Raw genomic sequence first — 25,876 nt, forward strand, 5'->3', positions numbered from 1 at the left:
ATCAGTCAATTAGATAAATACGTTGGATGGTATGTGGCAGTTTTACAGGGGATATGGTGACTGGCTCAATGCAACAAGGGCTAATCGATAGCCCTTGTTTATATGACGTGTTATTTCACGACTCAGAAGCTACACAAAATACCTTCAGGCATTAAGTGGTTGTGTACAGACAATTTGAGCAATAAGTTAGCTTGCTCGATATCTGGTGAGAAGTAGCGATCTTTGTCGTAGAAGCTGACTTTCTCGCGCAGTATCTGTTTTGCTTCTTCTACTCGAGGAGAAGAGAGATTTGGTGCTCTAAAATCCAAGCCTTGTGCTGCTGCTAAGTATTCAACAGCCAAGATGCCACGGGTGTTTTCTGCCATGTCACGCAGTCGACGCCCCGCAAAGGTTGCCATAGATACATGATCTTCTTGGTTTGCCGATGTTGGAAGGCTGTCTACTGAAGCTGGGTGTGCCAGTGTTTTATTCTCGCTTGCCAGAGCAGCAGACGTTACTTGAGCAATCATAAAGCCTGAGTTAACGCCGCCGTTATCGACTAAGAAAGGTGGAAGTTTGCTTAGTGCGCTATCAATCAGCAGTGCCATTCTTCGTTCAGAAAGGCTACCAATTTCTGCAATCGCAAGTGCTAGGTTATCCGCTGCCATTGCCACAGGTTCTGCGTGGAAGTTACCACCTGAAATAATGTCGCCGTCTTCAGCAAATACCAGTGGGTTATCCGATACCGAGTTCGCTTCAACGTTTAACGTTTCTGCTGAATTACGAATTTGCTGTAAACAGGCACCCATCACTTGAGGCTGACAGCGCAACGAGTAAGGGTCTTGAACCTTTTCACAGCAAGTGTGTGATTCACCAATCTCACTCTTTTGATCAAGCATATGGCGATAAGCAAGCGCGGCATCCATTTGACCACGATGACCACGAACGCGATGAATTCGAGGGTCAAACGGACGACGACTACCCAGTGCAGCTTCAACAGACATTGCACCACATACGGTTGCAGACGCAAACAAGTCTTCCGCTGCGAACAGACCTTCTAATGCAAAGGCAGTCGATGCTTGTGTGCCGTTTAACAGCGCTAAGCCTTCTTTCGGCGCAAGTGTGATTGGTTCAAGACCTGCGATCTGCATTGCTTCTAAGCCAGTGATGATCTTGCCGTTGTGGCGTGCTTGGCCTTCACCTAGCAGAACGGTACTCATGTGGGCGAGGGGAGCAAGATCTCCAGATGCGCCTACTGATCCTTTTTGTGGAACACACGGGTAAACCTGCGCGTTCACAAGATCGATAAGAGCGTTAATCACTTTGAGGCGGATACCAGAGTAACCGCGAGACAAGCTGTTAATCTTCAATACCATCATCAAGCGTACGGTTTCATCAGACATGAACTTGCCAATGCCCGCAGCGTGAGAAAGTACGATACTTTTCTGTAGAACTTCGAGATCTTCAGGCGCAATCTTGGTGTTTGCTAATAAGCCAAAACCCGTGTTGATGCCATACACAGTGCGGTCTTCAGCAATCACTTGTTCGACAACTTGCATGCTCGCTTCGATATCCGGGATTGCTGCAGGATCGAGTGATAAGTTCACAGGGCTACGGCTGATTTTTCGAAGTTCAGATAGGCCAAGAAGTCCTGGCTTAAGTAATAAGTTCAACATGTTCTCTCCAGACATTAAAGGCGACGAAGTTCTTCGTTTAGCATAGGTAAATCAAGCTTCTGCTCTTTGGCACATTGCTTGGCAATATCGTAACCTGCATCAGCATGACGCATAACGCCGGTTGCTGGGTCATTGTGAAGTACGCGAGCAATACGCTGTGATGCATCTTCACTGCCGTCACAACAAATCACCATGCCTGAGTGTTGCGAGAAGCCCATACCAACGCCACCACCGTGGTGCAAAGAAACCCAAGTTGCGCCGCCCGCTGTGTTCAGAAGGGCATTCAATAGAGGCCAATCTGATACGGCATCTGATCCATCCATCATGCCTTCTGTTTCGCGGTTCGGGCTTGCTACTGAACCTGAATCTAGGTGGTCACGACCGATAACAACTGGTGCTTTCAGTTCGCCATTTTTCACCATTTCATTGAATGCTTGGCCTAAGCGTTCACGATCTTTCAAGCCAACCCAACAAATACGCGCTGGCAGGCCTTGGAACTGAATGCGTTCACGCGCCATATCTAGCCAGTTATGTAGATGTGGGTTGTCTGGAATCAGTTCTTTTACTTTTTGGTCTGTTTTGTAGATGTCTTCTGGGTCACCAGATAGTGCCGCCCAACGGAAAGGACCAATACCTTCGCAGAATAAAGGTCGAATATAAGCCGGAACGAAACCTGGGAAATCAAACGCGTTTTCTACGCCTTCTTCCAGTGCCATTTGGCGAATGTTATTACCGTAATCCACGGTCGCTGCGCCGCGGTATTGCAGGTCTAACATCGCTTGTACTTGAATCGCCATAGATTGCTTAGCGGCTTTCACCACTTTTGCTTCATCAATGGAGCGCTCTTGTGCGGCTTTCTCCATCGTCCAACCTTGCGGCAAGTAGCCGTTAAGAGGATCGTGGGCAGATGTTTGGTCAGTCACCACATCAGGTGTGATATTGCGTTCAACTAACTCTGGGAAGACGTCTGCGGCGTTACCTAATAAGCCAACAGATATTGGCGTGTCTGACTCTTTAATCATTGCCATCGCTTCATCTAAGCTGGTGGCTTTTTTGTCTACATAGCCAGTACGTAAACGATAGTCGATTCGTGATTCATCACACTCCACGGCGATCATTGAGAAGCCAGCCATCGTGGCAGCAAGAGGTTGAGCGCCGCCCATGCCACCAAGACCACCCGTTAGAACCCATTTGCCCTTCGCTTCACCTTGGAAGTGCTTCCTGGCAATCGCGACAAAGGTTTCGTAAGTACCTTGAACGATGCCTTGTGAACCAATGTAAATCCAGCTGCCTGCTGTCATTTGGCCGTACATCATCAAGCCTTCTTTATCGAGCTCGTTGAAGTGTTCCCAGTTCGCCCAGTGTGGAACAAGGTTCGAGTTAGCGATCAGTACGCGAGGTGCGTTTTTATGAGTCGGGAACACGCCCACAGGTTTACCTGATTGAACAAGTAAGGTTTGGTCGTCCTCTAAACGCTCCAATACTTCCACTATCTTGTCATAACATTTCCAATCACGCGCAGCGCGACCAATACCGCCATAAACAACCAGTGCATGTGGGTGTTCTGCCACATCAGGGTCTAGGTTGTTCATCAGCATACGCAGTGGTGCTTCTGTTAACCAAGATTTAGCGCGCAAAGTGGTGCCATGAGGTGCGCGAATTTCGCGAGTCGTGTCGAGACGAGGGTCACTGTTGTGGTGTTCCGTCATTTTGGAATTCCTTCTGTTTCACGTTATATCGTTGTAGTTGTAGTTGTAGTTGTAGTTGTAGTTATCGGTATAGCTGGATTAGTCGCTGGCCATTGCACTGGCAATATCCCAACACAAACGAGCTGCCAATCGAGCCGTTTGGCCATCGACGTCGTAGTCCGGGTTATATTCTGCAATGTCCGCGATAATGAGTTTTTTACTGTGTTGGAAAATCTGTTCTAGAAAAGGAGCGAGTGCTTCATAGCTCACGCCTCTTGCCGCTGGTGCACTTACGCCCGGCGCAGTAGCTGCGGGGAAAACATCGAGATCAATGGTGAGATAGAGATAATCACACTCAGCGATGAATTTTTGTAACTTGATCAGTTGAGCGACTTGATTCACTTGGGTCATGTTGCGGTCGTGTTCATACCACACGCCCAGTTGGTCAGCTTTGTTAAACAGCGCTTTGGTATTGCTGGCGGCACTCACACCAAGACAAGCGTAATGAAACGGCCACTGATGTGCGTGGCAGTAATCACTGATCTGGTTAAAAGGCGTGCCGGAGCTCGGTTTAACATCGGTGATGTCGCTTTCAAATTCACGAAGATCAAAGTGAGCATCAAAATTAACGATGCCGATCTTAGGATTGTGTTCTGATTGAATTTTATTTAGGTGCTCAGCGAGACCTTGGAACGTTGCCCAAGCCACCTCGTGACCACCGCCAAGGGTAATCACTTTGTTGGTTGCTAAGGCATTGGCAATCACAGAAGCACACTGTTTTTGGCTGACTTCTAATTGACCATCATTGCACTCGATATCACCAAGATCGGCGATGTGTGCGTCACTGTGCCAAGCCATATTCGCCAACGCTTGGCGTATCAAGTTAGGTGCTTGTTTCGCGCCCACGCGTCCTTTATTTCTTGCAACACCGGCATCGCTGGCAAAGCCTACCAAGGCGATATCACCGTCAGTCAGCTTGTCACTTAACTCACTACTTTGCACTTGCTTGGTAATGTGATGAACGCGAGTACCGAGTGCGCCATCTTCAAGATCATTACGTCCGGTCCACACAAAGTTATGCACGGTTGTTGCGTTCTCTTGGATACCGTTGGATTTAGATTGAGTCATGACACACCTCGCCATTAACAATGCGTTTATGCAGGTGAGGAACACCGACTTGATAGCTTAGATCTGCAGGGTGGTCGATGTTCCAGATAGCCAAATCTGCGGCATAACCGATTTCGACTTTGCCTTTGGTTTGTGACTTACCAATGGCAGCCGCCGCGTTACAAGTTACACCGCGTAGCGCTTCTTCAGGCGTCGTACCAAACAGGGTGCAGCTCATGTTCATCATCAGCGTTAAGTCTGCAAAGGGAGATGTGCCGGGGTTTAGGTCGGTCGCGATCGCCATTGGGATTTTGTGTTCACGAAGTAAAGCAATAGGTGGCTGTTGAGTCTCTTTCAGGAAGTAGAAAGCACCGGGTAGCAAGGTGGCAACTGTGCCTGATTCTGCCAGTGCTTTTACTCCGGTTTCATCAAGGTATTCAACATGGTCAACAGAGAGTGCGCCGTATTTAGCTGCAAGCGCGCTGCCACCCATATTCGAAAGTTGTTCAGTGTGGCCTTTAATCGCGAGGCCATGTGCTTTGGCTGCTGCAAATACACGTTCGGTTTGTTCTAGGTTGAAGCCGATAGATTCGCAAAACACGTCAACTGCATCGGCGAGCCCTTGCTCTGCAGCTTTAGGAATGATCTCTTGGCAAACCAGATCGATATAGCTGTCCGGTTGCTCTTTGTATTCGGGTGGCACAGCATGCGCTGCAAGGAGAGTAGTGGTGATCTTAATTCGGCGATGATTCTCTAAAGCTTTGGCTGCGCGTAACATTTTGAGTTCATCATCAAGTGTTAAACCATAGCCAGATTTTACTTCGATGCTGGTTACGCCACTTCTTAGTAGGCCATCAAGTCTCGGTAATGCCATTTCAACCAGCTCAGACTCTTGCGCTGCGCGTGTTGCAGTGACTGTCGCTAGAATGCCGCCGCCTTGCTTGGCGATGTCGGTGTAAGACACACCATTCAAACGCTGCTCAAATTCATTGGCACGATTACCCGCAAATACGAGGTGAGTGTGGCAATCAATTAATCCGGGTGTCACTAGCTTGTTCTTGCAGTCATAGGTGACGTAATCCAAAGAACCATCAACACGTACTTGTTCTAACTCAGAAGCAAGTGCGCCTTGGTTTGAACAAGAGATGGACACGATTTTACCGCTTTCGATAACGATATCTTGAGGGGAAGAGGGCTGATAACCGTCGACTCCCGAGCTCATGGAGACCACTCGTGCATTTTTGAGGATCAAATTCATAATCACCTAGATCTTTGCTAAACATTAAATGTATATACAAATAAATAGGCTAAACGCTGACCCGAATCAAGTCGATGTTGCAAAAATGTGATCGGCGATCAGGATGATGTTCTTTAATTTAGAAGTATCTTGGAGCTTAATTTGTACTTAGAACCAGGATGGTAGAGCAATGCAAAGCTGATGAGGCGCTCTTTACTCCATGTTCTTCTATTCAAAAGTAGGCAAGGTTCTGATTCAGATAGCTTTAGTGACGTTCTGATTTGAGAGTCAGGAATAATGGCTTCAACCGTGTGCTCGATTGCACTCAACGGGCAGCTTTTTGAAAGGTATTCATTGGGTGTAGAGGTTGAAAAGTCTTGCTCTAGGTATTTTGGTGCGGCTTGCGAGTTCACCCAGCGCGCTTCCAATTGAATCGGTGTGTTGTCAGCAAAGTGGATGATTTCACTATAGAATACTTCGGCATTGATCATCACACCTAACCGTGTCGCGGTGCTTTCATCTGCCTTGATGCTCTTGTGCTTGATAACCTGGCTAGCATACGTTTGACCTCGGTCTTTGATCTCTTGTGCGATGTTGTTGATATCAAGCAGCGGAGATTGCGCTTTTTCGTCTGGTTCACAAACAAAAGTACCTAGCCTTGGCTTCCTGATGAGTTTGCCTTCAGACACAAGATCTCGAATGGCTTTATTGACCGTCATTCGACTCACATTGAACTGCTCTGTGAGTTCGAGTTCTGTGGTTATCTGGTAACCCACTGGCCAGTGACCACTGTTGATATTATCGTCTATGAACTGTTTTATCTGAAGGTAGAGCGGCGCTTTCGACATAATGAAACCTTATTTGACTATACAAATAGAGTAACGGAATTTTTCACGATTTCAACATTTCCTCGGGCAATGTGACCTTATTCAACATAGATGGGGCAAATTGCTTGATTCTGTGAGGCAAGTGTCGCAAATTGTCACGCAATAACTATTCGTAAATCAGATAATTAGAAAGGGAAATAATATGTTTAAGAAATTAAAGGCCTCGTTGGGCATCGGTGCAGCAAAGGTTGATACTGTCTTAGATAATATTGAAGTTTTCCAAGGTGGAGAGTTGTCTGGCAATGTTCACATTGTTGGTGGTGACGTTGAGCAACAAATCGACCTGATCAACTTGGTTCTCAACACAGAAGTAAAAGTAGAAACGGAAGATAGCACCAGCTACGAAACCTTTTCGTTGGGTCGTATTCAAGCGGTAGAACCATTTGTGATCCAACCGGGTGAAACCAAATTGGTGCCGTTCCGTCTTAAGTTAAATGATGAAACACCAGTCACCGCGTTGAACGCACAAATGAACCAATGCCATGTGTGGGTTGAAACCAACCTAGATATCGGCTTTGCGATTGATCCTAAAGACCGTGACTTTATCTCCGTTCATCCACTGCCAACAGTCGCTAAAATTATCCAAGGTGTGGAAGCATCGGGCATGGCAATGGTGAAAGCAGACGTAGAGAAGGGCTTCTTAAAAGGCAACAGCTTTGCTTCTCGTTCGGGCTGTTACCAAGAGATTGAATTTCGCAGTGGTGGCTTTATGAATAATAAAGAAATCGAGCTGTCATTCATCGTTGAAGGTTCAATGGTTCACTGCCTAGCAGAAATCGATCGCTCAATGAGCTTCCGTGGCGATCAATACATCTCATTCAGCTTGCCTGCGAACGCTGCCGATTCAGACATTCGCAACGCTGTATCAAGAATCATGAGTGCGTAGTTCCCTTTCTGTTAGTAGTCGCTTTTTCTATTAATAGAGACAAGACAGTACGATTTCTAAAGCCGAACTTATCCGTTCGGCTTTTTTGTTTGTAAATAGAGACAAAGAACCAATCATTGAACGTTAGCTTAGGGTGTTAAAAGGTCCTATATAGAAGAGACATTTAAGTTACGTAGTTTTTGTGGCGCTGTGGGACTAACATTGTCATTTCATATAATTTCGTTACAATGTTCGGCTACTCACAGATGTGGCATCTGTATTTGCTTCTATGTGGGTATATTTATTATGCATATATCCCCAATCAGCGTACTCGTTGATTGAAAGACATATATTAAACATTTTCATGTGTTGCTTGGTGTGCAACACCACTGTAAAGGACAAATAATGCCAATTATTACTCTTCCTGACGGTAGTCAGCGTCAATTTGACAACCCTGTATCAACTCTAGATGTTGCCCTATCAATCGGTCCTGGTCTTGCGAAAGCTACCATTGCTGGTCGTGTAGACGGCGAGCGTGTTGATGCTTGTGATCTTATCGAAAACGATGCAAGCCTAGAAATCATCACAGCTAAAGATGAAGTTGATGGCCTTGAAATCGTTCGTCACTCTTGTGCTCACCTTTTAGGCCACGCGGTTAAGCAGCTTTTTCCAGAAGCGAAAATGGCGATCGGTCCTACTATCGATAACGGTTTCTACTACGATATCGATCTTGAGCACTCTCTAACGCAAGACGATCTAGAAAAGATCGAAAAGCGCATGAAAGAGCTAGCGAAGACCAAATACCAGGTTGTTAAGAAGAAAGTTAGCTGGCAGGAAGCGCGCGACGCATTCGAAGCTCGCGGCGAGACTTACAAGATTGAAATCTTGGACGAGAACGTTTCTAAAGACGATCGTCCAGGCCTGTACCATCACGAAGAATACATCGATATGTGTCGTGGTCCACACGTGCCTAACATGAGCTTCTGCCAGCACTTCACTCTACTTAACGTAGCGGGTGCATACTGGCGTGGTAACAGTGACAACAAGATGCTTCAACGTATCTACGGCACTGCATTCCACGACAAGAAGGCACTTAAAGCTCACCTTGTGCGCCTAGAAGAAGCGGCTAAACGTGACCACCGTAAAATCGGTAAAGCGCTTGACCTATTCCACATGCAGCAAGAAGCACCAGGCATGGTGTTCTGGCACCACAACGGTTGGACTATCTTCCGTGAGCTAGAAGTATTTATTCGTCAAAAACTGACTGAGTACGATTACCAAGAAGTTAAAGGCCCATTAATGATGGACCGTGTTCTTTGGGAACGCTCTGGTCACTGGGATAAGTACGCTGAAGCGATGTTCACTACTTCTTCAGAGAACCGTGAATACGCTATCAAGCCAATGAACTGTCCTGGTCACGTTCAAATCTTCAACCAAGGTTTGAAATCTTACCGTGATCTACCGCTACGTATGGCTGAGTTCGGCTCATGTCACCGTAACGAGCCGTCTGGCGCACTTCACGGCATTATGCGTGTTCGTGGCTTCACTCAAGATGATGCTCACGTATTCTGTACTGAAGACCAAGTTCAACAAGAAGTTAAAGCTTGTATTGAAATGGTTTACGATACTTACACAACTTTCGGCTTCGAAAGCATCGTTGTTAAGCTATCTACTCGTCCAGAACAGCGTGTAGGTTCAGACGAAATGTGGGACCGTGCAGAGGCTGACCTTAAGCAAGCGCTAGAGGCAATGGACATTGCATACGAGATTCAAGAAGGCGAGGGTGCGTTCTACGGACCTAAGATTGAATTTACTTTGCATGATTGTTTGGACCGCGCTTGGCAATGTGGTACAGTGCAGCTCGATTTTGCATTACCAGAACGTTTAGGTGCTACTTACGTAGGTGAAGATAACGAGCGTCACACGCCAGTTATGATCCACCGCGCGATTTTAGGTTCACTAGAACGCTTCATTGGTATTCTTATTGAAGAATACGCTGGCTTCTTCCCAACGTGGTTGGCGCCAGAACAAGCAGTTGTAATGGGCATTACAGACAAACAGTCTGAATATGTACAAGAAATTACGAAAAAACTGCAAAAAAGTGGATTTAGAGTCAAAGCAGACTTGAGAAATGAGAAGATTGGCTTTAAAATCCGCGAACATACTTTGAAACGTGTACCGTTCATGCTTGTGTGTGGTGACCAAGAAATGGAAGCCGGCGAAATTGCAGTACGTACACGTAAAGGTAAGGACCTTGGCAAATTTAAAGTGGATGACTTTATTTCATACATCCAAGCCGAGGTTTCAAGCCGTAAGCTCAATCTGGAGGAATAGCTATTAAAGGCGGAAGACGTGGCCAACAACCGGCCAAACAAAACCAGCACCGTTTAAACGGTGACATTCGTGGCGTTCGTGAAGTGCGTCTAACTGGCGCAGACGGCGAAGCTGTTGGTGTAGTATCAATCGCTGAAGCGATGGAAGCTGCAAATGAAGCTGGTATGGATCTTGTAGAGATCAGCCCTAACGCCGAGCCGCCAGTTTGTCGTGTGATGGACTACGGTAAGTTCCTCTTCGAGAAGAGCAAAGCTGCGAAAGAGCAGAAGAAGAAGCAAAAGCAGGTTCAGATCAAGGAAATTAAATTCCGACCTGGAACTGATATTGGAGACTATCAGGTAAAACTACGCAACCTGACTGGTTTCCTAGAAGACGGCAACAAAGTGAAGGTAACAATTCGCTTCCGTGGCCGCGAAATGGCTCACCAAGAAATCGGTGTTGACGTTCTTAATCGTTTGAAAGCGGATACTGAAGAATTTGCAGTAGTCGAATCTTTCCCAACGAGAATTGAAGGTCGCCAGATGATCATGGTGTTGGCCCCTAAAAAGAAGTAATTAACGGCTTTGCAAGTAATTGAACCCTGCAGCCTCAGGTTGCGGGGTTTTATTCGCCCTAATTACTATGTTATTAACAACTCAACAATGCGGAGTTATTCATCATGCCTAAGATGAAAACCAACAAAGGTGCTGCTAAGCGTTTCCAGAAAACTGCTGGTGGTATTAAGTTTAAGCACGCTGGTAAACGTCACATCCTGACTAAGCGTACTACTAAGAACAAGCGTCAGCTACGTCCGAACTCGATCCTTCCTAAATGTGAAGTTGCTCAAGTTCTACGTATGATGCCATACGCTTAATTCTTTTTAGTTTATAAATTCGTTTAGTTTAGGAGAAGCATAATGCCTCGCGTAAAACGTGGTGTACAAGCTCGTGCACGTCATAAGAAAGTTCTAAAACAAGCTAAAGGTTACTACGGAGCACGTTCACGTGTTTACCGCGTAGCTTTCCAAGCAGTTACCAAAGCTGGTCAATACGCTTACCGTGACCGTCGCAACAAGAAACGTCAATTCCGTCAACTTTGGATTGCACGTATCAACGCGGCATCTCGTCAAAATGGTCTATCTTACAGCCGTTTCATCAATGGCCTAAAGAAAGCATCTATCGAGATCGACCGTAAGATTCTTGCTGACATCGCAGTATTCGACAAAGCAGCATTTGCTGTTCTAGTTGAAAAAGCGAAAGCATCTCTATAATTTAGAGTTAGCTTAAAGGTTTAAGAAAAGGAGAACTTCGGTTCTCCTTTTTTATTGCCTGTAATTTGGCTTTGCCATACTCTCTCGCATCTCGCATCTCGCATCTCGCATCTCGCATCTCGCATCTCGCATCCCGCATCCCGCACCTAATTTTTATTCGCTTGAACACGCATTCTGGTATATAAACATTTACCTAACCTTTAAATGTTAAGCGACCGAAATAAATGACCGCACCGACTACTATGACGTTCTTCGAACGTTTTGAAACTGACATCCTATCTGGCAAGAAGACGATTACTATTCGCGATGAATCTGAGCGCGACTACCAGCCAGGTAGTGTTGTGGAGGTATCGACGCTAGAGCAAGACCGTGTGTTCTGTAATCTTAAGATCATCAGCGTTGAACCAATCCTATTTGATGACTTAGGTGAGTTCCATGCTCAGCAAGAGAACATGACGCTGCAAGTACTGAAAGACGTGATTCAAGATATCTATCCAGGTATCTCTCAGCTGTATGTGGTTTCTTACGAGCTTGTGTAGCCCGCTTTAAATAGAATTGGTTGATCAATACCGCGTCTAACGCAGAGCAATGAGAAAGAGAAGTCACAATGAATGAATTACAGAATGAAACAGTTCAGAAAATTTTGCTCCAACTTTATTGTCGTGAGCAAACTGAGCAGCCGTTAATTTCTAGAACTGATCTCAACATTGCTCTTTATGATAGCGAAGGCTTTCTAGCGTGGCGTGATACCAAGCGTGACTTCATTGTCAGTGATATCGAGAATCGAGTTTGGGTGAAGAGCTGTCCCGGCGGTTACATCACTGAAGTGCACTTCAATGCTGACGGTTCTTTGATTGAATATCGTTTGTTCGACCGATTTGAAACAACAGGGCAGTGGCAACTAAAAGATGGTTTGTTACACGTCGAGATTCTGAAGGGTGAGAACCGCTACCAGTTTGCTGTTGTGGCTCGTGCTGATCTTAATATTCACTCTGCAGTGGAATATAAAAATGGTGAGCTGCACTCGTATCTGAAATTGGTGCAGGCTGAGCGTTAATCCCTTTTAGCCAACCTTGCTTGTCCATTAAAATTAGTGATATTCCAAGAACAACAAAGCCAACAGTGATGTTGGCTTTGTTGTTTTCAATTCGACCGAGTACTTCTAATCAACGCGCTATTAAGCCATTAAGCCATTAAGCTTTGAAGTTCGCTAGTTGACTATAAAGCTCGCTGTCTTGATCTTGCTTTGCACAAATCGTCAGTAGGTCTTCAATAAAGTACTTCAATGCACGTGCTTCAATTCGGCGAATACCTTGTTGCTGTTCTTCAGTTAGGTAGCCGTAGATAGTCGCAGCGCCAAAGTCACCAAAGATCATCTGACCTTGTTCGTTCACTAAAGTGTTGTGAGCGTATAGATCACCATGAGAGACTTTATTGGCATGAAGGTGTTCAAACACATCAATCATCTGCTCTGTAATGCTATTGATTTGAGCAATTGAAAGTTCGAAACCTTCTGGGAAAGTATCACGCGTGCAAGTCTCGAGTGTTGGTGGTAGCCCTAGGTTGTAGTAGCTGTTTGGAATGAGTTCCATCACCAAAGCTAGGTAATCTTGTTCCTCTACTTGGGCGATAGATTTTACCAAGTTGTTATGGTGTCCAGCCTGCAAGCACGCTTCCAGTTCATCATGTGGGTAGCCGTCACTGGTGACTTCGCCTTTAAACACTTTAACCGCCACTTCCTGTGGAAAATCGAAGTCGCTGTTTAGCCAGCTTGCATGCGAGATCACGCCAGATGCGCCTTGGCCAAGTACTTGATTCAGTGAATAGCTTTGAGAGCTAACCGCAGGCACGCTATCTAAGCTGCTAGGGTGTTTGCAAAACGGGTTACCCGCAAACGCTAACCAAGCCAGTTTTGGTAGCTTGATAAGGAACTCTGGGAATTCAGTCAACTGGTTTGCAGACAGGCGAACTAGCTCAAGGTTGGATAGGTTTTCCATGCTTTCTGGTAACACGCGAATCTTGTTACCCGCCAATGCCAGTTTCTGTAGTCGCGGTCTTTCACCTAGTGAGCTAGGCAGGGCCTCAATCTCATTGTCGGTCAGGATTAACCAACGTAGTTGAGTCGGCAGAGATTGTTCGCTAACGGTTTTGATTTGGTTGGTTTTGAAGCCAACCATTTCGAGCTTAGGAAGTGACCCTAGAACATCAGGCAGGTGCGTAAACAGGTTATTCGACGCGAAGATAATACGCAGGTTAGTTAGCTTTGATAACTCGGCTGGTAGGTCTGACAGCTGATTACCTGAAAGGTCTAGGATCTCAAGAGAATCTGCAAGCTCTATGATTTCTAGAGGGAACTCTGTGAGACCTTCTGATAGTTTTAGACGCTTAATACCTTTAAGTTGCCCTGATTTTAATTGTTCTAGAGTATGCAAACCTTAGCCTTATGAATAGATGTTCGAGGCGAGTAGTTTACTTGTCTCAACCGAGAAAGGCGAGTATCCGGAAGAATACTCGCCTAACTAAGCTCAGTGAACGAATTTACGAAGGTTAAAGCTGTATATGGTTTTGGCTAACACCGACCTCCTCAACAAAATCGCTATCATGACTGACCAAGATGAATGCGCCTTGGTATTCACGCAGAGCCGAAGCCAATATTTGCTTCGAGTCTATGTCCAAGTGATTGTCTGGTTCATCAAGCAAAAGAAGTGGGGCATCCTGTTTATGGCTGACGATCAACATCGCCAGCTTCATTTTCTCGCCACCACTGAGGTGATCGACTTTTCGATATACCGAGTCACGCCTGAATCCAATTCCCGCTAGCAGTGTTCGCGCGTCGCTCTCTGTTAATACAAAGCTATGCGTTATTAAACTATCGAACATCGTATCGTTGGTGTCTAACAGGCCAAAGTGTTGATCCAAATAGACGGTCGCCCCTAAGCGCTTAATCGAGCCTTTATAATTGGCGTGTTGACCGTGAATCGCTTTTAACAGTGTCGACTTTCCACACCCGTTAGCACCGGTTAGATAACACCGTTCCCCTTGTGATAAAGAGAAACTGATTGGCGCACCAGAGCCGTAAATAAGGCGGCAGTTTTCAACGGTTAACAAAGAGCTCTTTTTACTGTTATTACTCTGTTGTAGATACAAGGCCTGTGGTTTTAGTTGTTCCTTTTGTTCTTTAAGAGATTGAAGCTTATGTTGGTTTTGGTCCTTTAAGTTCTTTTGACTAGTGGCTGATGCTCCTTGCGTTCGTCCTGCTTTATCTTTCATCGCATCCAATAATATCTTGGGTTGGCTACCGGACTTTCTAAGTCGATTACCTTGAGACTCACGTTGCTGTGCTTTTTCCTTATTAGCTTGAGCTTGGCGCTCCAGTCGTTTCTTTTCGGATTGGTGATGTGCAATCTGTTTATCTAGTGCATCGGCCTGATTCGACATTTGTTTGAAGTAGTCATCGTAGTTTCCTTTATAGAAACGTAACCCCAAACTGTTGAGATGGTAGATACCTTCCATTTGTATCAATAAGCTTCGATCATGGCTGACGACAAGTACCTTACCTTCAAACAACTGGCATTGTTCTAGTAGCCAATTGCGTCCGTCGTTATCCAAATGGTTCGAAGGCTCATCGAGGATCAGTATGTCGTTATTTGATACGAATAGCTGATGAAGCTGTAACAGGGCGAGTTGTCCACCACTCAAAGAGCAACAAAGTGTGTTCAAATCACGAGTGATCTTTAATGTACCTAGCAACTGCTGGGTACGCGCCTCTAAATCCCAATCATCGCCAACGATATTGAAGTGCTGCAGTTCACAGCTACCTTGTTCTATGGCGCTTAACGCTTCTAACTTTTCGGTGAGTCCTAAGAAGTCAGCGATGGTGATGTTGGTATCCAGTAGCGTTGATGGTAACTGAGAGTAAAAGCCGATTGAACCTTGGCGCGAAACACTGCCCGTTGTGGGCTGTTTTTGTCCAACGAGCAACGAAAGTAACAATGACTTTCCAGCCCCATTTCTTCCGACTAGGCCTGTGAGGCGAGTGCTCAAATTAAAGGTGATGTTTTTGAATAACCACTCACCAGTATCGAGTTGGAATGAGAGATTATTGGCTAATATAGTCGGCATAGAAATACCTCCCTTTACGTGTAAACGAGTAAAAGGGGTGAGGCGCTTTTCTGTGCAAGCTCCTGCTGGATGCTAACAACAGATCGCCAAAGGCGTTACTTAGATAGATTACCAATGAAAGAGAGAAAGCGGTATTGAGATGGTTCCTGTCTTTGAGGTACTGATCTTAAAGATGTTTGTTTGTCAAAAAACGGATCTTTAAGAGCTTGATTTGTCGCGAAAATAGATGATGAAGTAACGCCCACTAACCCCGAGTGTCCAAATGATTTTTATAAAAATAAATCGGATGTCAGGATGTTAGTACTTCATTATGGCGTTATTCTCTTTTGAAATGATGGTGGGATGGTACTGAAAGAAAGTACTCTGAGTCAATATGTTGAGGTGATTAAATTGTGTTCAAATAATTAAAGCGCCTTTGTGGCGCTTTAGTGATCATTATTGGAAATAAGTTGAGTCTAGAACTTATATTTTGGAGCTTAGAGCTTAGAGCTAAAGCTACTTGGTTTGTCCACCAACGGCTCGCCAACACATATCAAAGCTATCATTGATGTACTTCGATGTTTGCTCTGGTGGAGATTCGTTTTGCTCAATAAGCCAGTTTGCACAAATCAGAAAGTGGCTATGAATGAAGTGTCTAACAAGGTTAATGTCCAACACCATCAATTCACCATCTTGTTGCCCTTTCAAAATGATCTCGTCTAGCGATGCGAACATCTGTGAAACAATCACTTCTCGAGTTTGAGTCGTTGGGTCGAAATGAACATTGGTGAAGAACTTCATCGCAACCGGATTCTCTAATGCCCACTCAATTCCTGTGATCCACATGAACTTAAAGGTTTGGTAGCGATCTTCTACAGCCACATCAGTGTGCGGTTGAAGGGTCGAGAATAGCTCTAGCTTCAGCTCGCGAAACAGTTCATCAATCAATAGAGATTTATTCTCGAAGTGGTGGAACAACGTCGCTTTTGCCACGCCGGCTGTTTTCGCTATTTGTCCGGTAGATGTGCCCTCTAGCCCTTGTTGAGAGAAGAGCAGGAGTGCAGCATCTAGGATTTTTTGTCTTTTGGTGATCATCTATTGAGTACTTTGAACATCAGTTTCTTGATTGGGTTGTTGTAAGGAGGATGCATTAACTTGGTGAAGTTGATTTTTCCTCTACTTAGAACGGTTTTGGCATGGCTAAGGGTCTTGAAGCCCTCAATGCCGTGATAGTGTCCCATGCCTGAAGGGCCGATGCCACCGAATGGTGCGTCTTCTGCAGCCACATGCACCAAAGAATCATTAATACACACGCCGCCAGAGTGCGTGTCTGATAAAAGCTTGTCTTGGGTTTCTTTATTATGGCTCATTAGGTACAGAGCCAGTGGGCGTTCTCTCTCTGTGATGTAATTGATTGCTTCTTCGATGGAATCATAAGGCACGATAGGCAAAACAGGACCAAACAGCTCTTCTTGCATCGCGAGCATCTCATCGTTCACTTCGGTGAGAAGGTGCGGCGTCATTCTGTGGTTTACATCGTCTTGTGCTTGTTCGGTTACCGTGTGAATAACCGCGCCTTTGGCTTGTGCGTCTTCAATGACACCTTTCAAGCGATTGTATTGGCGCATGTTGATCACTGAGGTTAAGTCTTTGCTCTCAATACCGGCTTTATAAAGCTTCTTGAAATAACGCTTATAGGCTGTGATGAACTCGTCTGATTTTTCTCGCGGCAATAAGATGTAATCAGGCGCTACACATATCTGGCCAGCGTTTAGACTCTTGGCAAACAAGATACGTTCAACAGCGTCAGCCACATCAAAGTCAGGGGCAATGATGGTTGGAGATTTGCCGCCTAATTCCAAGGTAACTGGTGTTAAGTTGTTAGCCGCTGCTCTCATAACGTGTTTACCCACAGCGGTTGAGCCTGTGAAAAGGATATGGTCAAACGGCAGTTGGCTAAATTTAGCGGAAACGTCAGCTTCGCCTTCGATAATCGCAACCTGATCTTCACTAAAGCCTTCGGCCAACATCGCTTTTAAAACTCGGTTGGTCGCTGGAGTAAACTCCGACATCTTGAGCATCGCCGTGTTGCCCGCTGCTAACGCTGTGATCAGAGGGCCTAAAGAGAGCATGACTGGGAAGTTCCAAGGCACGATGATACCAACCACACCTACTGGCTGATAATGCACAGTAATCTTCGCTGGTGTTAGCATCAAGCCTGCTTTTCTACGAGATGGCTTCAACCATTTCTTAAGGTTCTTATCACTGTAATTAATTTGGTGAAGAGAAGGGGTGATATCAGCAATCAAGCTGTCGTGCTTTGCTCGATGGCCATAATCTTCAGATACTGCCTCAATCAATTGCTCTTGATAGCGCATTAACAACGCTTTTAATACTGAGAGGTTTTCTCTTCTCTGCTCAAGCGTAGGATTAACGTTATTGCGGTAGTGATCTTTTTGTCGGTTGAACATTTGATCCATGTCGTTGGTGCTCGACGTGTTTGGTTCAAGGTCTAGATTATGGCTCATAGTATCCCCTAAATTCGAAGGCTGACCGATTGGTTGGTCAGTTAAAATTACAAGAAGATTGAACCGAATACAAGATATGCGCGAGAAAAGTTCAAAAATTGAGCGGTTACAACATTGAAGTGAGCGAGTTCTAGTAGGAAGAATGAAGTGTTTATCGGCATCGAATCGCGGGACACAAGCTGTGTTGGTGATAGCGAGAGTTCAGATTGTGAAGTGCTTATATTTGTCACAACTCTGACTTAACCTCACTCAATTTACTAAAAATCTTTTGGTTTCTGCACATTTTTTCTCCCTAATTTAATGTGAGAAATTGCTTTATATTTAATGCGCTTCAGCCTGTTTTTTACCCTAAAACCTTGTAATTCCTTACCTGTCACTTTAAGTCGATCTGTCGATAAAAAAACGTAATCGTAACCACAAATATCAATGGTTGGACTCGCTCTTAATAATATCGGTTAATGCAGCCAACAAATCGTTTTTGAACGCTTTTTGTTGGGTTATACCTCGCTATTCCAAAGAGGTATCTTCTGTCGATGGCCCTATAGTGTGAGGTCTCTAGAATTGGAAAATTCGGTTAATTTGGAACGCATCCGTGCTGAGTATAATGTAAAGCACTGGAGCCAAGGTTTTTATGGAATTGATGATAACGGTGAGGTGTATGTTTCACCGAGCGAAACCGATCATCAAGTTCCGCTAAGTCAGATCGTAAAACAGTTAGAGCAGCGAAATATTGGTTTGCCTGCTCTTGTGCGTTTTCCTCAAATAGTGCATCAACGTGTGCACAATATCTGTAACGCATTTAACCAAGCGATCGACGAATATCAGTACGACAATCGTTACCTACTTGTTTATCCGATTAAAGTTAACCAACAAAAAGAAGTGGTTGATGAGATCTTAGCGAGCCAAGCTCAATTAGAGCAGAAGCAGCTTGGTTTAGAGGCGGGCAGCAAGCCTGAACTATTAGCGGTATTGGCACTGGCTCAAAAAGCGAGCTCTGTGATCGTGTGTAACGGTTACAAAGACAGAGAATACATCCGCCTTGCACTGATTGGCGAGAAGCTAGGGCACAAGGTTTTTATCGTTCTAGAGAAGCTGTCAGAGCTTGATCTTGTTCTTTCTGAAGCGAAAGCTCTGGGTGTGAAACCTCGTTTGGGTTTACGTATCCGTCTTGCTTCTCAAGGCGCAGGTAAATGGCAAGCAAGTGGTGGTGAGAAGTCGAAGTTTGGCCTGTCTGCATCACAAGTGCTTACTGTTATCGAACGCTTGAAAGCCGAAGACCAGCTGGATGTACTTGAACTTGTGCACTTCCACCTAGGTTCGCAAATGGCGAACATTCGTGATGTGCGAAATGGTGTGAGTGAAGCGGCTCGTTTCTACTGTGAACTGCGTGATATTGGCGCTCAACTGAAGTTCTTGGATGTTGGTGGCGGTTTGGCGGTCGATTACGACGGCACACGCAGTCAATCTTCAAACTCAATGAACTACGGCTTGCTTGAGTACGCTCGTAACATCGTGATGACAGTAGGGGACATTTGTAAGCTCTACAATCAGCCACAACCTGTGATCATTTCAGAATCTGGTCGCTCACTGACAGCGCACCATGCTGTGTTGATCACCAACGTAATTGGTACTGAAAGCTATTCTCCGGAAGACATGGCTGCGCCTGAAGCTGACGCTCCAATGTTGCTAAACAACATGTGGAAGAACTTCTTAGAGCTCGATGCTGGTAATGATGACCGTGCGTTGATTGAGATCTATAACGACACTCAGAGCGATATTGCAGAAGCGCACAACCAATTTGCGACCGGTATGCTGAATCTTCAGCATCGTGCTTGGGCAGAGCAAATGTCTTTGCGTATTAACTACGAGCTTAGCACTCGCATGAGCACAAAGAACCGTTACCACCGTCCTATTTTGGATGAGTTGAGTGAACGTTTGGCCGATAAGTTCTTCGTGAACTTCTCACTATTCCAGTCATTGCCAGACGCTTGGGGTATTGATCAGGTGTTCCCTGTATTACCTCTAAGTGGTTTGGATAATGCGGACGAGCGACGCGCTGTTGTATTGGACATCACATGTGACTCTGACGGTACGATTGACCAGTATGTTGATGGCCAAGGTATTGAAACGACTCTGCCAGTTCCTGCATGGAACCCAGATGAACCATACCTGATGGGCTTTTTCTTAGTAGGCGCATACCAAGAGATCTTGGGTGATATGCATAACCTATTTGGTGATACTCACAGCGTAGTGGTCAACGTTGACGAAAGCGGTGAAGCGAATATCGACTACATCAACGAAGGCGACACGGTTGAAGACATGATGCGTTATGTTCATATCGATATGGATCTAATTCGTCAGAACTACAAAGAATTAGTAACGGCGAAAGTACCAGCGCAAGAGCAGCAAAGCGTACTTGAAGAGTTAGAGCAAGGCTTGATGGGTTACACCTATCTTGAGGATTTTTAATGAACGATCTATTTACCAAACCAGATTACTCGCTGTATTCCAATGCGATGACGTTTATGCGTCGTCCATTGGTACAGAACCCAATTGATAACGATGCTGATGTGGTTGTGTTGGGCGTGCCGTTAGATATGGCGACGTCTGGTCGACCGGGTGCTCGTATGGGCCCTGATGCGATTCGTCGTGCGTCTGTAAACTTGGCGTGGGAAGGCAAAAAATTTCCTTGGGACTTCAATGTATTTGAACATACCTCGGTGATTGATGCTGGCGATCTTGTGTTTGATTGCGGTGATGCTGAAGATTTAACTCAGCGTTTAGAAGCGGCTGCTGATGCGATTCTAAACAGTGGTAAAACTTTGTTAGGTTTAGGTGGCGATCACTTCATTACACTGCCTTTGTTAAGAGCATACGGCAAGAAGTTCGGTGAGATGGCTCTGATTCACTTCGACGCGCACACTGACACTTACAGTCAGGGCAGTCGTTACGATCACGGTACTATGTTCTATCATGCGCCAAATGAAGGTTTAATTTCGCCTGAACATTCAGTGCAAATTGGTATTCGTACAGAGTACAAGCAGGAAGGACACGGCTTTAACGTTATTAACGCGATGCAAGCGAACGACATGAGCGTGGATGAGATCATTGCTCAAGTGAAAGGCATTGTTGGTGATAAGCCAGTTTACCTAACGTTTGATATCGATTGTCTGGATCCTGCTTTTGCGCCGGGTACTGGGACGCCTGTGTGTGGTGGTTTGAACTCAGATAAAGTACTCAAAATCATCCGTGGCTTACAGGGTATCAACATGGTTGGTATGGACGTTGTAGAAGTGTCTCCTGCCTATGACCAAAGCGAAATTACGGCATTGGCTGGTGCGACGATTGCTCTCGAGCTGCTTTACGTCTGGACTGCAAATCGCCTTGCTAAATAGTTGTGTGTCATTGCTAACAGCATAACGCTATATACTGATTTTAAAGCCCACTAAGGTTCAACTTAGTGGGCTTTTTTTGGATACCTCGAAATATCCATTTGCAACTTCTACTCATTGTCCCTGTATACCCATTCAATACTCTAACTGTTGTATATGTAATTGACGCCATATACGGTGTTTGAACAGTTTCTCATCAGCTTTATGCTGCACCTTGTCTCAAATATGGGATTTAGTTCTTCTTTGGGGTTTAGGTATATATCGACCCTATCAATCGCCCATAAATCCTAATGATTTATCAACTTTATTACTGTATATATTTATAAAAATTTGAGGTGTAATTAAGGTGTGCGTTTTATTGCATATTAATCAACACCCTATAAACTTTTGCTTAGTCCATGAACAAACTAAAGTGAATGCCTAGATTTGTGAAAAGAAGTCACTTCGCACAGACATGACATTTCGGATAAGGAAGACTAGGCTTAAAGTTTAGTAAACTATAAAAAAAACAGGCGAAACGGAACTGACTCATCACATACATCAGTCTACGTAATTGATTGTTAATGCAGAGAATAAGTTCTGAATATAATTTAAGCCTGAAACCGTTATTACTATCATTTTCACGATGTTGGGCAATACAGCATTTTGTGACCTCGGGGGATATATGGGTATTGAAGTTTCGCGCCAAGCTGCAGTTGTAGAGGCAGTGAGTGGAGAAGTCATTGCGGTTAAGTCTGATGGAAGCGCACGAAAAATTTCAGTTGGCGATATTATTCGTGAAAACGAGATTGTTATCACTGCAAACCAAGCAGAGCTGTTATTAGGTAACCCAAACGGTGTCACTGAGGTGGCAAGTAATTGTGTTGGCTGTGTTGATCAAGACATAGTGTGGGCTGATGCTCCTATCGCTGGAGAAGTTAATTTTGACTTACAGCAAGCCGATGCAGGAGATTTTGATGATGATGAATTTGCTGCTATCCAAGAAGCCATTTTAGGTGGTGCCGATCCGACCCAAATCTTAGAAGCAACGGCTGCGGGGGGCGGATTAGGTTCTGCAAACGCTGGCTTTGTGACGATTGACTACAACTACACCGAAACTCATCCGTCGACATTTTTTGAGACCGCAGGTCTAGCAGAACAAACGGTTGATGAAGACCGAGAAGAGTTCAGAACAATAACCCGTTCATTGGGAGGTCAATCAATCAGTGAAGTGCTCACCGAAGGCTCCATTTCTGGCAATACCTACCCCCAATCTATTACAACTACCGAAACGATTATTGCTGGTAGTTTAGCGCTCTCCCCTGATTCTTTTGTTCCAGAAGCACTGTCTCTCGCTTCGCTACTCACAGAGCTAAACAGTGATATTACTTCAAGTGGTCAACCCGTTACGTTTACTTATGATGCGGCGACGAACTCTATCATTGGTGTTCAAGGCACCGATGAAGTATTACGCATCGACATCGATGTTGTTAGTGTTGGAAATAACGCTGAGCTTTCATTGACCACAACGATTTCTCAACCAATTGATCACGTAACGTCTGTTGGTGGCGGTCAGGTTTCCTATACAGGCGATCAAATTAACATCACTTTTGATATTCAAGGTGAAGACACCGCCGGAAACCCATTAGCAACACCAATTAATGCGCAAGTTGCCGTGGTTGATGGGGGCGATCCGTCTGCTGAAAGTGTGAATATCAGTAACGTAGAAACTAGCAGTGCAGCAATTGAAGGAACGTTCTCCAATATTGGTAGTGATAATCTTCAATCAGCTGTATTTGATGCTGGTGCACTGGACCAGTTTGATGGGTTGCTCAGTGATAATCAAAATACGCTTGCCAGACTTTCTGATGATGGAACAACGATTACTCTGTCCATCCAAGGTCGAGGTGAGGTTGTTCTCACTATCTCACTAGATACCGATGGTACTTATAAATTCGAGCAGTTTAATCCAATAGAACAAGTGGGCACCGATTCACTGACGTTCGATTTACCGATCACGATTACCGATTTCGACCAAGATGTTGTAACCAATAACATCAACATTGTTATCACTGATGGCGATAGCCCAGTCATTACTAATGTCGACAGTATTAGTGTCGATGAAGCAGACATCATTGGTGGCTCACAAGAGGGAACCGCGCCTGTAGCGGGGAGCGGAAGTATCACTGCCGATATTTTCGAAAGCGACATCATCGACCATTATGAACTGGAGCCGACGGAATTTAATACGGGTGGCAGCTTGGTTTCAAATGGTGAGGCTGTGCTACTTGAGCTGATTGGTGAGATCGGTGGTGTAAGAACTTATGAAGGTTACGTTGAGGTCAATGGAACGAGAATTACGGTCTTTGATGTTAAAATTGATAGCCCTTCATTGGGCAACTATGAGTTTAATCTTTATGAAGAACTTTCTCATCAAGGCGCTGAAGATGCGCTGCTAACTTTTGCATTGCCAATTTATGCTGTTGATGCAGATGGCGACCGTTCTGCACTATCTGGCGGTTCGAGTACACCAGAAGCCGCAGAGATTCTCGTTAATGTCACAGATGATGTTGTTGAGCTAGTTGATAAAGTTGAGTCAGTCACGGAACCAACTTTAGCCGGCGATACCGTTGTTTCGTATAACCTATTCAACTTCGAAGGCGCTGATGGCTCGACAATTCAATCTTTTAACTATGATGGTGTTGATTACTCACTAGATCAGAGCTTGCTGCCAGATGCTGTTCAAACATTCAGTTTTACTGAGGGTGTTGTAACCATCTCACTAAATGGCGATTTTAGTTTTGAAGTTGCGCGCGATATCAACCACTCAAGCAGCGAAACCATAGTAAAACAATTCGCCTTTTTAGCTGAAGATGCTGATGGCGACGAGAGCTTTTCAACGCTTGATCTTAGTATTACTGATGGCCAAGATCCGGTAATTAACCTAGTTCCACCAGTGACATTATCTGAAACGAATCTTGGTGACGGATCTTCGCCAAGCGGAAATGCGGTTAGCGCCACTGAAACGATTACGTTTACAGCCGGTAGTGATGATGTCGCGAGTTTTCGGATTGATCCAAACTTATTCAATACCAATGATACGCTCAAATCGAATGGGCTTGTCGTTGAACTCAAGGAAGACCCCCAGAACTCAGGTACTTACATAGGTTTTGTTAACGATGGGGTAAACCCTGATGTCCCAGTGTTCACGATTAGCTTTTCTACAAGTACATTAGGGGAATACACCTTCACGCTGCTTGAAGCGTTAGATCATGAAGATGGCCTTGCAAATAACGACCTGAGCTTTGAACTGCCTGTTTATGCCGTGGACACTGATGGCGATAACTCGCAAATTTCCCCGCTTACAATGACCATCGGTGATGATGTGCAAATCATGAAAGATGGTGTGCTCAATATTGTTGAACCGACGGTTGCGGATTTGGCTGCTGGTAAGGTGACGACTGCCACCATTGATGTGATGCCTGATCAGAGTGCTGATGGCGCGACCATTACCCAGATCACGTATGATAATACCGTTTACACCTTGAATCAGGGCTTAACGGGAGAGCAGCTTATCACTGTGCCTGAGGGAAAACTGTTTGTTACCCTTGAAGGTGAAATACGCTTTGAACCCAATCGCGATTTAAACCACACAAGCAGCGAAGATATCGTTAAGACGATCGTGGTGACGTCAAGTGACTTTGATAAAGATCCGGTGACATCTACTGTGAAGTTGACCATCACCGATGGTGATATTCCAACGATTAATACCATTCCAAGCGTCACTTTATCAGAATCTAACCTTACAGATGGCTCGGCAGCAAGCAATACTCCGGTGAGCCAAACTGAGATTATTCAGTTCACCAATCAAAGCGATAATGTCACCAGCTTCCGCATTGATCCAAGCTTATTTAATACCAACGACACACTTAAATCTAATGGGTTGGTCGTTGAGCTTAAAGCCGATCCAAACACGACTGGGGGATACATCGGCTTTGTGAAAGATGGAGCCAACCCAGAGGTTCCTGTCTTTACGATTAGTTTCTCTACTAGCACTGTGGGTGAGTACACCTTTACTCTGCTTGAAGCATTAGATCATGCTGATGGCCAAGCGAAGAATGACCTGAGCTTTGAACTACCTGTATTTGCGGTCGACCGTGATGGTGACGACTCATTGATGTCGCCATTGAAAGTGACGGTCAGCGATGATGTTCAAGGCATGCAAAATCAAACGCTGAGCATTACAGAGCCAACGGTGGCTGATTTGGCTGCTGGTGTTGTCACGACAGGCACGGTTGATGTGATGCCAGTGCAAAGTGCAGATGGGGCAACGATTACCCAGTTCGTTTATGACGGACAACTTAGAACATTGGTTCAAACAGATACTGGTGAGCAGCGGTTTGGTTTCACTGAAGGGACGTTAGTCATCACCCTGCAAGGTGAAGTGCGTTTTGAACCCAATCGCGATTTAGTTCATACAAACAACGAAGACATCGTTAAAACAATCGTAGTGACGTCGAGCGACTTTGATAAAGATCCGGTGACATCCACCGTGACTTTGACCATCACCGATGGTGATATTCCAATCATCAATACTATTCCAACCGTTACGCTATCAGAATCCAATCTAGCCGATGGCTCGGCAGCAAGCACCGTGCCTGTGAGTCAAACCGAGACTATTCAGTTTACTAATCAAAGCGACAATGTGACCAGTTTCCGCATTGAGCCAAGCTTATTTAATCCCAACGACACACTTAAATCGAATGGGTTGGTCGTTGAGCTTAAAGCCGATCCAAACACGACTGGGGCGTATATCGGCTTTGTGAAAGATGGAGCCAACCCAGAGGTTCCTGT

19 protein-coding genes are annotated in these 25,876 nt (G+C 45.1%); 10 read left to right on the forward strand and 9 right to left on the reverse strand.

What is annotated here, in order from left to right:
* Positions 1–122: 122 nt before the first annotated feature.
* The 5 genes from hutH to hutC form a co-directional block, all read right to left on the reverse strand.
* Positions 123–1,655 carry a histidine ammonia-lyase gene (gene hutH, locus AB4486_RS03625; protein ID WP_048607477.1) on the reverse strand — a complete coding sequence of 511 codons (1,533 nt, stop codon included), beginning with the start codon at positions 1,653–1,655 and terminating at the stop codon, positions 123–125.
* A 14-nt stretch (positions 1,656–1,669) separates the two neighbouring features.
* On the reverse strand, positions 1,670–3,364 hold the full coding sequence (gene hutU / locus AB4486_RS03630) for a urocanate hydratase (RefSeq protein ID WP_372116499.1): 1,695 nt from the start codon (positions 3,362–3,364) through the stop codon (positions 1,670–1,672).
* Between the two features lie 78 nt (positions 3,365–3,442).
* Complete coding sequence (gene hutG / locus AB4486_RS03635) at positions 3,443–4,471, reverse strand: formimidoylglutamase (protein ID WP_372116501.1); 1,029 nt, start codon at positions 4,469–4,471, stop codon at positions 3,443–3,445.
* Positions 4,458–5,708: an imidazolonepropionase gene (hutI, locus tag AB4486_RS03640; protein WP_229647056.1), complete on the reverse strand. Its 1,251-nt coding sequence runs from the start codon at positions 5,706–5,708 to the stop codon at positions 4,458–4,460. The genes hutG and hutI overlap by 14 nt, the downstream gene beginning before the upstream one ends.
* 113 nt (positions 5,709–5,821) lie before the next feature.
* Positions 5,822–6,535, reverse strand: a complete 714-nt coding sequence (hutC, locus tag AB4486_RS03645; protein WP_017072048.1) for a histidine utilization repressor — start codon at positions 6,533–6,535, stop codon at positions 5,822–5,824.
* A 181-nt stretch (positions 6,536–6,716) separates the two neighbouring features.
* On the opposite strand from hutC, the gene AB4486_RS03650 reads away from it, so the two are divergent.
* The 7 genes from AB4486_RS03650 (at position 6,717) to AB4486_RS03680 (ending at position 12,079) form a co-directional block, all read left to right on the forward strand.
* Entirely contained in the window at positions 6,717–7,460 is a 744-nt protein-coding gene (locus tag AB4486_RS03650; RefSeq protein WP_016789246.1) for a sporulation protein, read from the forward strand.
* Between the two features lie 384 nt (positions 7,461–7,844).
* The gene (gene thrS / locus AB4486_RS03655) at positions 7,845–9,773 is read left to right on the forward strand and encodes a threonine--tRNA ligase (RefSeq protein ID WP_017059786.1); all 1,929 of its coding nucleotides are present in this window, start codon (positions 7,845–7,847) and stop codon (positions 9,771–9,773) included.
* 2 nt (positions 9,774–9,775) lie between these two features.
* Positions 9,776–10,327: a translation initiation factor IF-3 gene (gene infC, locus AB4486_RS03660; protein ID WP_076654893.1), complete on the forward strand. Its 552-nt coding sequence runs from the start codon at positions 9,776–9,778 to the stop codon at positions 10,325–10,327.
* 104 nt (positions 10,328–10,431) lie between these two features.
* The gene (gene rpmI / locus AB4486_RS03665; RefSeq protein ID WP_004738430.1) at positions 10,432–10,626 is read left to right on the forward strand and encodes a 50S ribosomal protein L35; all 195 of its coding nucleotides are present in this window, start codon (positions 10,432–10,434) and stop codon (positions 10,624–10,626) included.
* A gap of 42 nt (positions 10,627–10,668) precedes the next feature.
* Positions 10,669–11,022, forward strand: a complete 354-nt coding sequence (rplT, locus tag AB4486_RS03670; protein ID WP_004733517.1) for a 50S ribosomal protein L20 — start codon at positions 10,669–10,671, stop codon at positions 11,020–11,022.
* A gap of 224 nt (positions 11,023–11,246) precedes the next feature.
* Positions 11,247–11,561: a N(4)-acetylcytidine aminohydrolase gene (gene yqfB / locus AB4486_RS03675; RefSeq protein ID WP_017063603.1), complete on the forward strand. Its 315-nt coding sequence runs from the start codon at positions 11,247–11,249 to the stop codon at positions 11,559–11,561.
* Positions 11,562–11,629: 68 nt separating this feature from the next.
* On the forward strand, positions 11,630–12,079 hold the full coding sequence (locus tag AB4486_RS03680; protein ID WP_102320512.1) for a hypothetical protein: 450 nt from the start codon (positions 11,630–11,632) through the stop codon (positions 12,077–12,079).
* Positions 12,080–12,215: 136 nt separating this feature from the next.
* Here AB4486_RS03680 and AB4486_RS03685 read toward each other — a convergent pair whose 3' ends face one another.
* The 4 genes from AB4486_RS03685 to AB4486_RS03700 form a co-directional block, all read right to left on the reverse strand.
* Complete coding sequence (locus tag AB4486_RS03685) at positions 12,216–13,454, reverse strand: leucine-rich repeat-containing protein kinase family protein (RefSeq protein ID WP_372116503.1); 1,239 nt, start codon at positions 13,452–13,454, stop codon at positions 12,216–12,218.
* Positions 13,455–13,569: 115 nt separating this feature from the next.
* Positions 13,570–15,144, reverse strand: coding sequence for an ATP-binding cassette domain-containing protein (locus tag AB4486_RS03690; RefSeq protein WP_372116505.1), 1,575 nt, complete (start codon positions 15,142–15,144; stop codon positions 13,570–13,572).
* A 495-nt stretch (positions 15,145–15,639) separates the two neighbouring features.
* Complete coding sequence (locus tag AB4486_RS03695) at positions 15,640–16,218, reverse strand: TetR/AcrR family transcriptional regulator (protein ID WP_372116507.1); 579 nt, start codon at positions 16,216–16,218, stop codon at positions 15,640–15,642.
* Positions 16,215–17,651: a coniferyl aldehyde dehydrogenase gene (locus AB4486_RS03700; protein ID WP_372116509.1), complete on the reverse strand. Its 1,437-nt coding sequence runs from the start codon at positions 17,649–17,651 to the stop codon at positions 16,215–16,217. The genes AB4486_RS03695 and AB4486_RS03700 overlap by 4 nt, the downstream gene beginning before the upstream one ends.
* 561 nt (positions 17,652–18,212) lie before the next feature.
* Between AB4486_RS03700 and speA the strand changes: the two genes are divergently transcribed.
* From speA to AB4486_RS03715, 3 genes are all read left to right on the forward strand, one after another.
* On the forward strand, positions 18,213–20,120 hold the full coding sequence (speA, locus tag AB4486_RS03705) for an arginine decarboxylase (protein WP_372116511.1): 1,908 nt from the start codon (positions 18,213–18,215) through the stop codon (positions 20,118–20,120).
* Positions 20,120–21,046, forward strand: a complete 927-nt coding sequence (speB, locus tag AB4486_RS03710; RefSeq protein ID WP_372116513.1) for an agmatinase — start codon at positions 20,120–20,122, stop codon at positions 21,044–21,046. The genes speA and speB overlap by 1 nt, the downstream gene beginning before the upstream one ends.
* Before the next feature lie 661 nt (positions 21,047–21,707).
* Positions 21,708–25,876: retention module-containing protein (locus AB4486_RS03715; protein WP_372116515.1), on the forward strand; the 4,169-nt coding region annotated here is incomplete at its 3' end.

The organism is Vibrio sp. 10N.222.55.C6, from assembly GCF_041473395.1.
In the GTDB taxonomy this organism is placed as follows: domain Bacteria; phylum Pseudomonadota; class Gammaproteobacteria; order Enterobacterales; family Vibrionaceae; genus Vibrio; species Vibrio crassostreae_C.

Excerpts from the sequence above, each read along its gene's own strand:
- AB4486_RS03695 (WP_372116507.1), bottom strand. The coding sequence starts at position 16,218 with ATGATCACCAAAAGACAAAAAATCCTAGATGCTGCACTCCTGCTCTTC.
- yqfB (WP_017063603.1), top strand. The coding sequence starts at position 11,247 with ATGACCGCACCGACTACTATGACGTTCTTCGAACGTTTTGAAACTGAC.
- hutH (WP_048607477.1), bottom strand. The coding sequence starts at position 1,655 with ATGTTGAACTTATTACTTAAGCCAGGACTTCTTGGCCTATCTGAACTT.
- AB4486_RS03650 (WP_016789246.1), top strand. The coding sequence starts at position 6,717 with ATGTTTAAGAAATTAAAGGCCTCGTTGGGCATCGGTGCAGCAAAGGTT.
- hutG (WP_372116501.1), bottom strand. The coding sequence starts at position 4,471 with ATGACTCAATCTAAATCCAACGGTATCCAAGAGAACGCAACAACCGTG.
- AB4486_RS03690 (WP_372116505.1), bottom strand. The coding sequence starts at position 15,144 with ATGCCGACTATATTAGCCAATAATCTCTCATTCCAACTCGATACTGGT.
- rpmI (WP_004738430.1), top strand. The coding sequence starts at position 10,432 with ATGCCTAAGATGAAAACCAACAAAGGTGCTGCTAAGCGTTTCCAGAAA.
- thrS (WP_017059786.1), top strand. The coding sequence starts at position 7,845 with ATGCCAATTATTACTCTTCCTGACGGTAGTCAGCGTCAATTTGACAAC.
- hutI (WP_229647056.1), bottom strand. The coding sequence starts at position 5,708 with ATGAATTTGATCCTCAAAAATGCACGAGTGGTCTCCATGAGCTCGGGA.
- speB (WP_372116513.1), top strand. The coding sequence starts at position 20,120 with ATGAACGATCTATTTACCAAACCAGATTACTCGCTGTATTCCAATGCG.
- rplT (WP_004733517.1), top strand. The coding sequence starts at position 10,669 with ATGCCTCGCGTAAAACGTGGTGTACAAGCTCGTGCACGTCATAAGAAA.
- AB4486_RS03680 (WP_102320512.1), top strand. The coding sequence starts at position 11,630 with ATGAATGAATTACAGAATGAAACAGTTCAGAAAATTTTGCTCCAACTT.
- hutU (WP_372116499.1), bottom strand. The coding sequence starts at position 3,364 with ATGACGGAACACCACAACAGTGACCCTCGTCTCGACACGACTCGCGAA.
- AB4486_RS03700 (WP_372116509.1), bottom strand. The coding sequence starts at position 17,651 with ATGAGCCATAATCTAGACCTTGAACCAAACACGTCGAGCACCAACGAC.
- hutC (WP_017072048.1), bottom strand. The coding sequence starts at position 6,535 with ATGTCGAAAGCGCCGCTCTACCTTCAGATAAAACAGTTCATAGACGAT.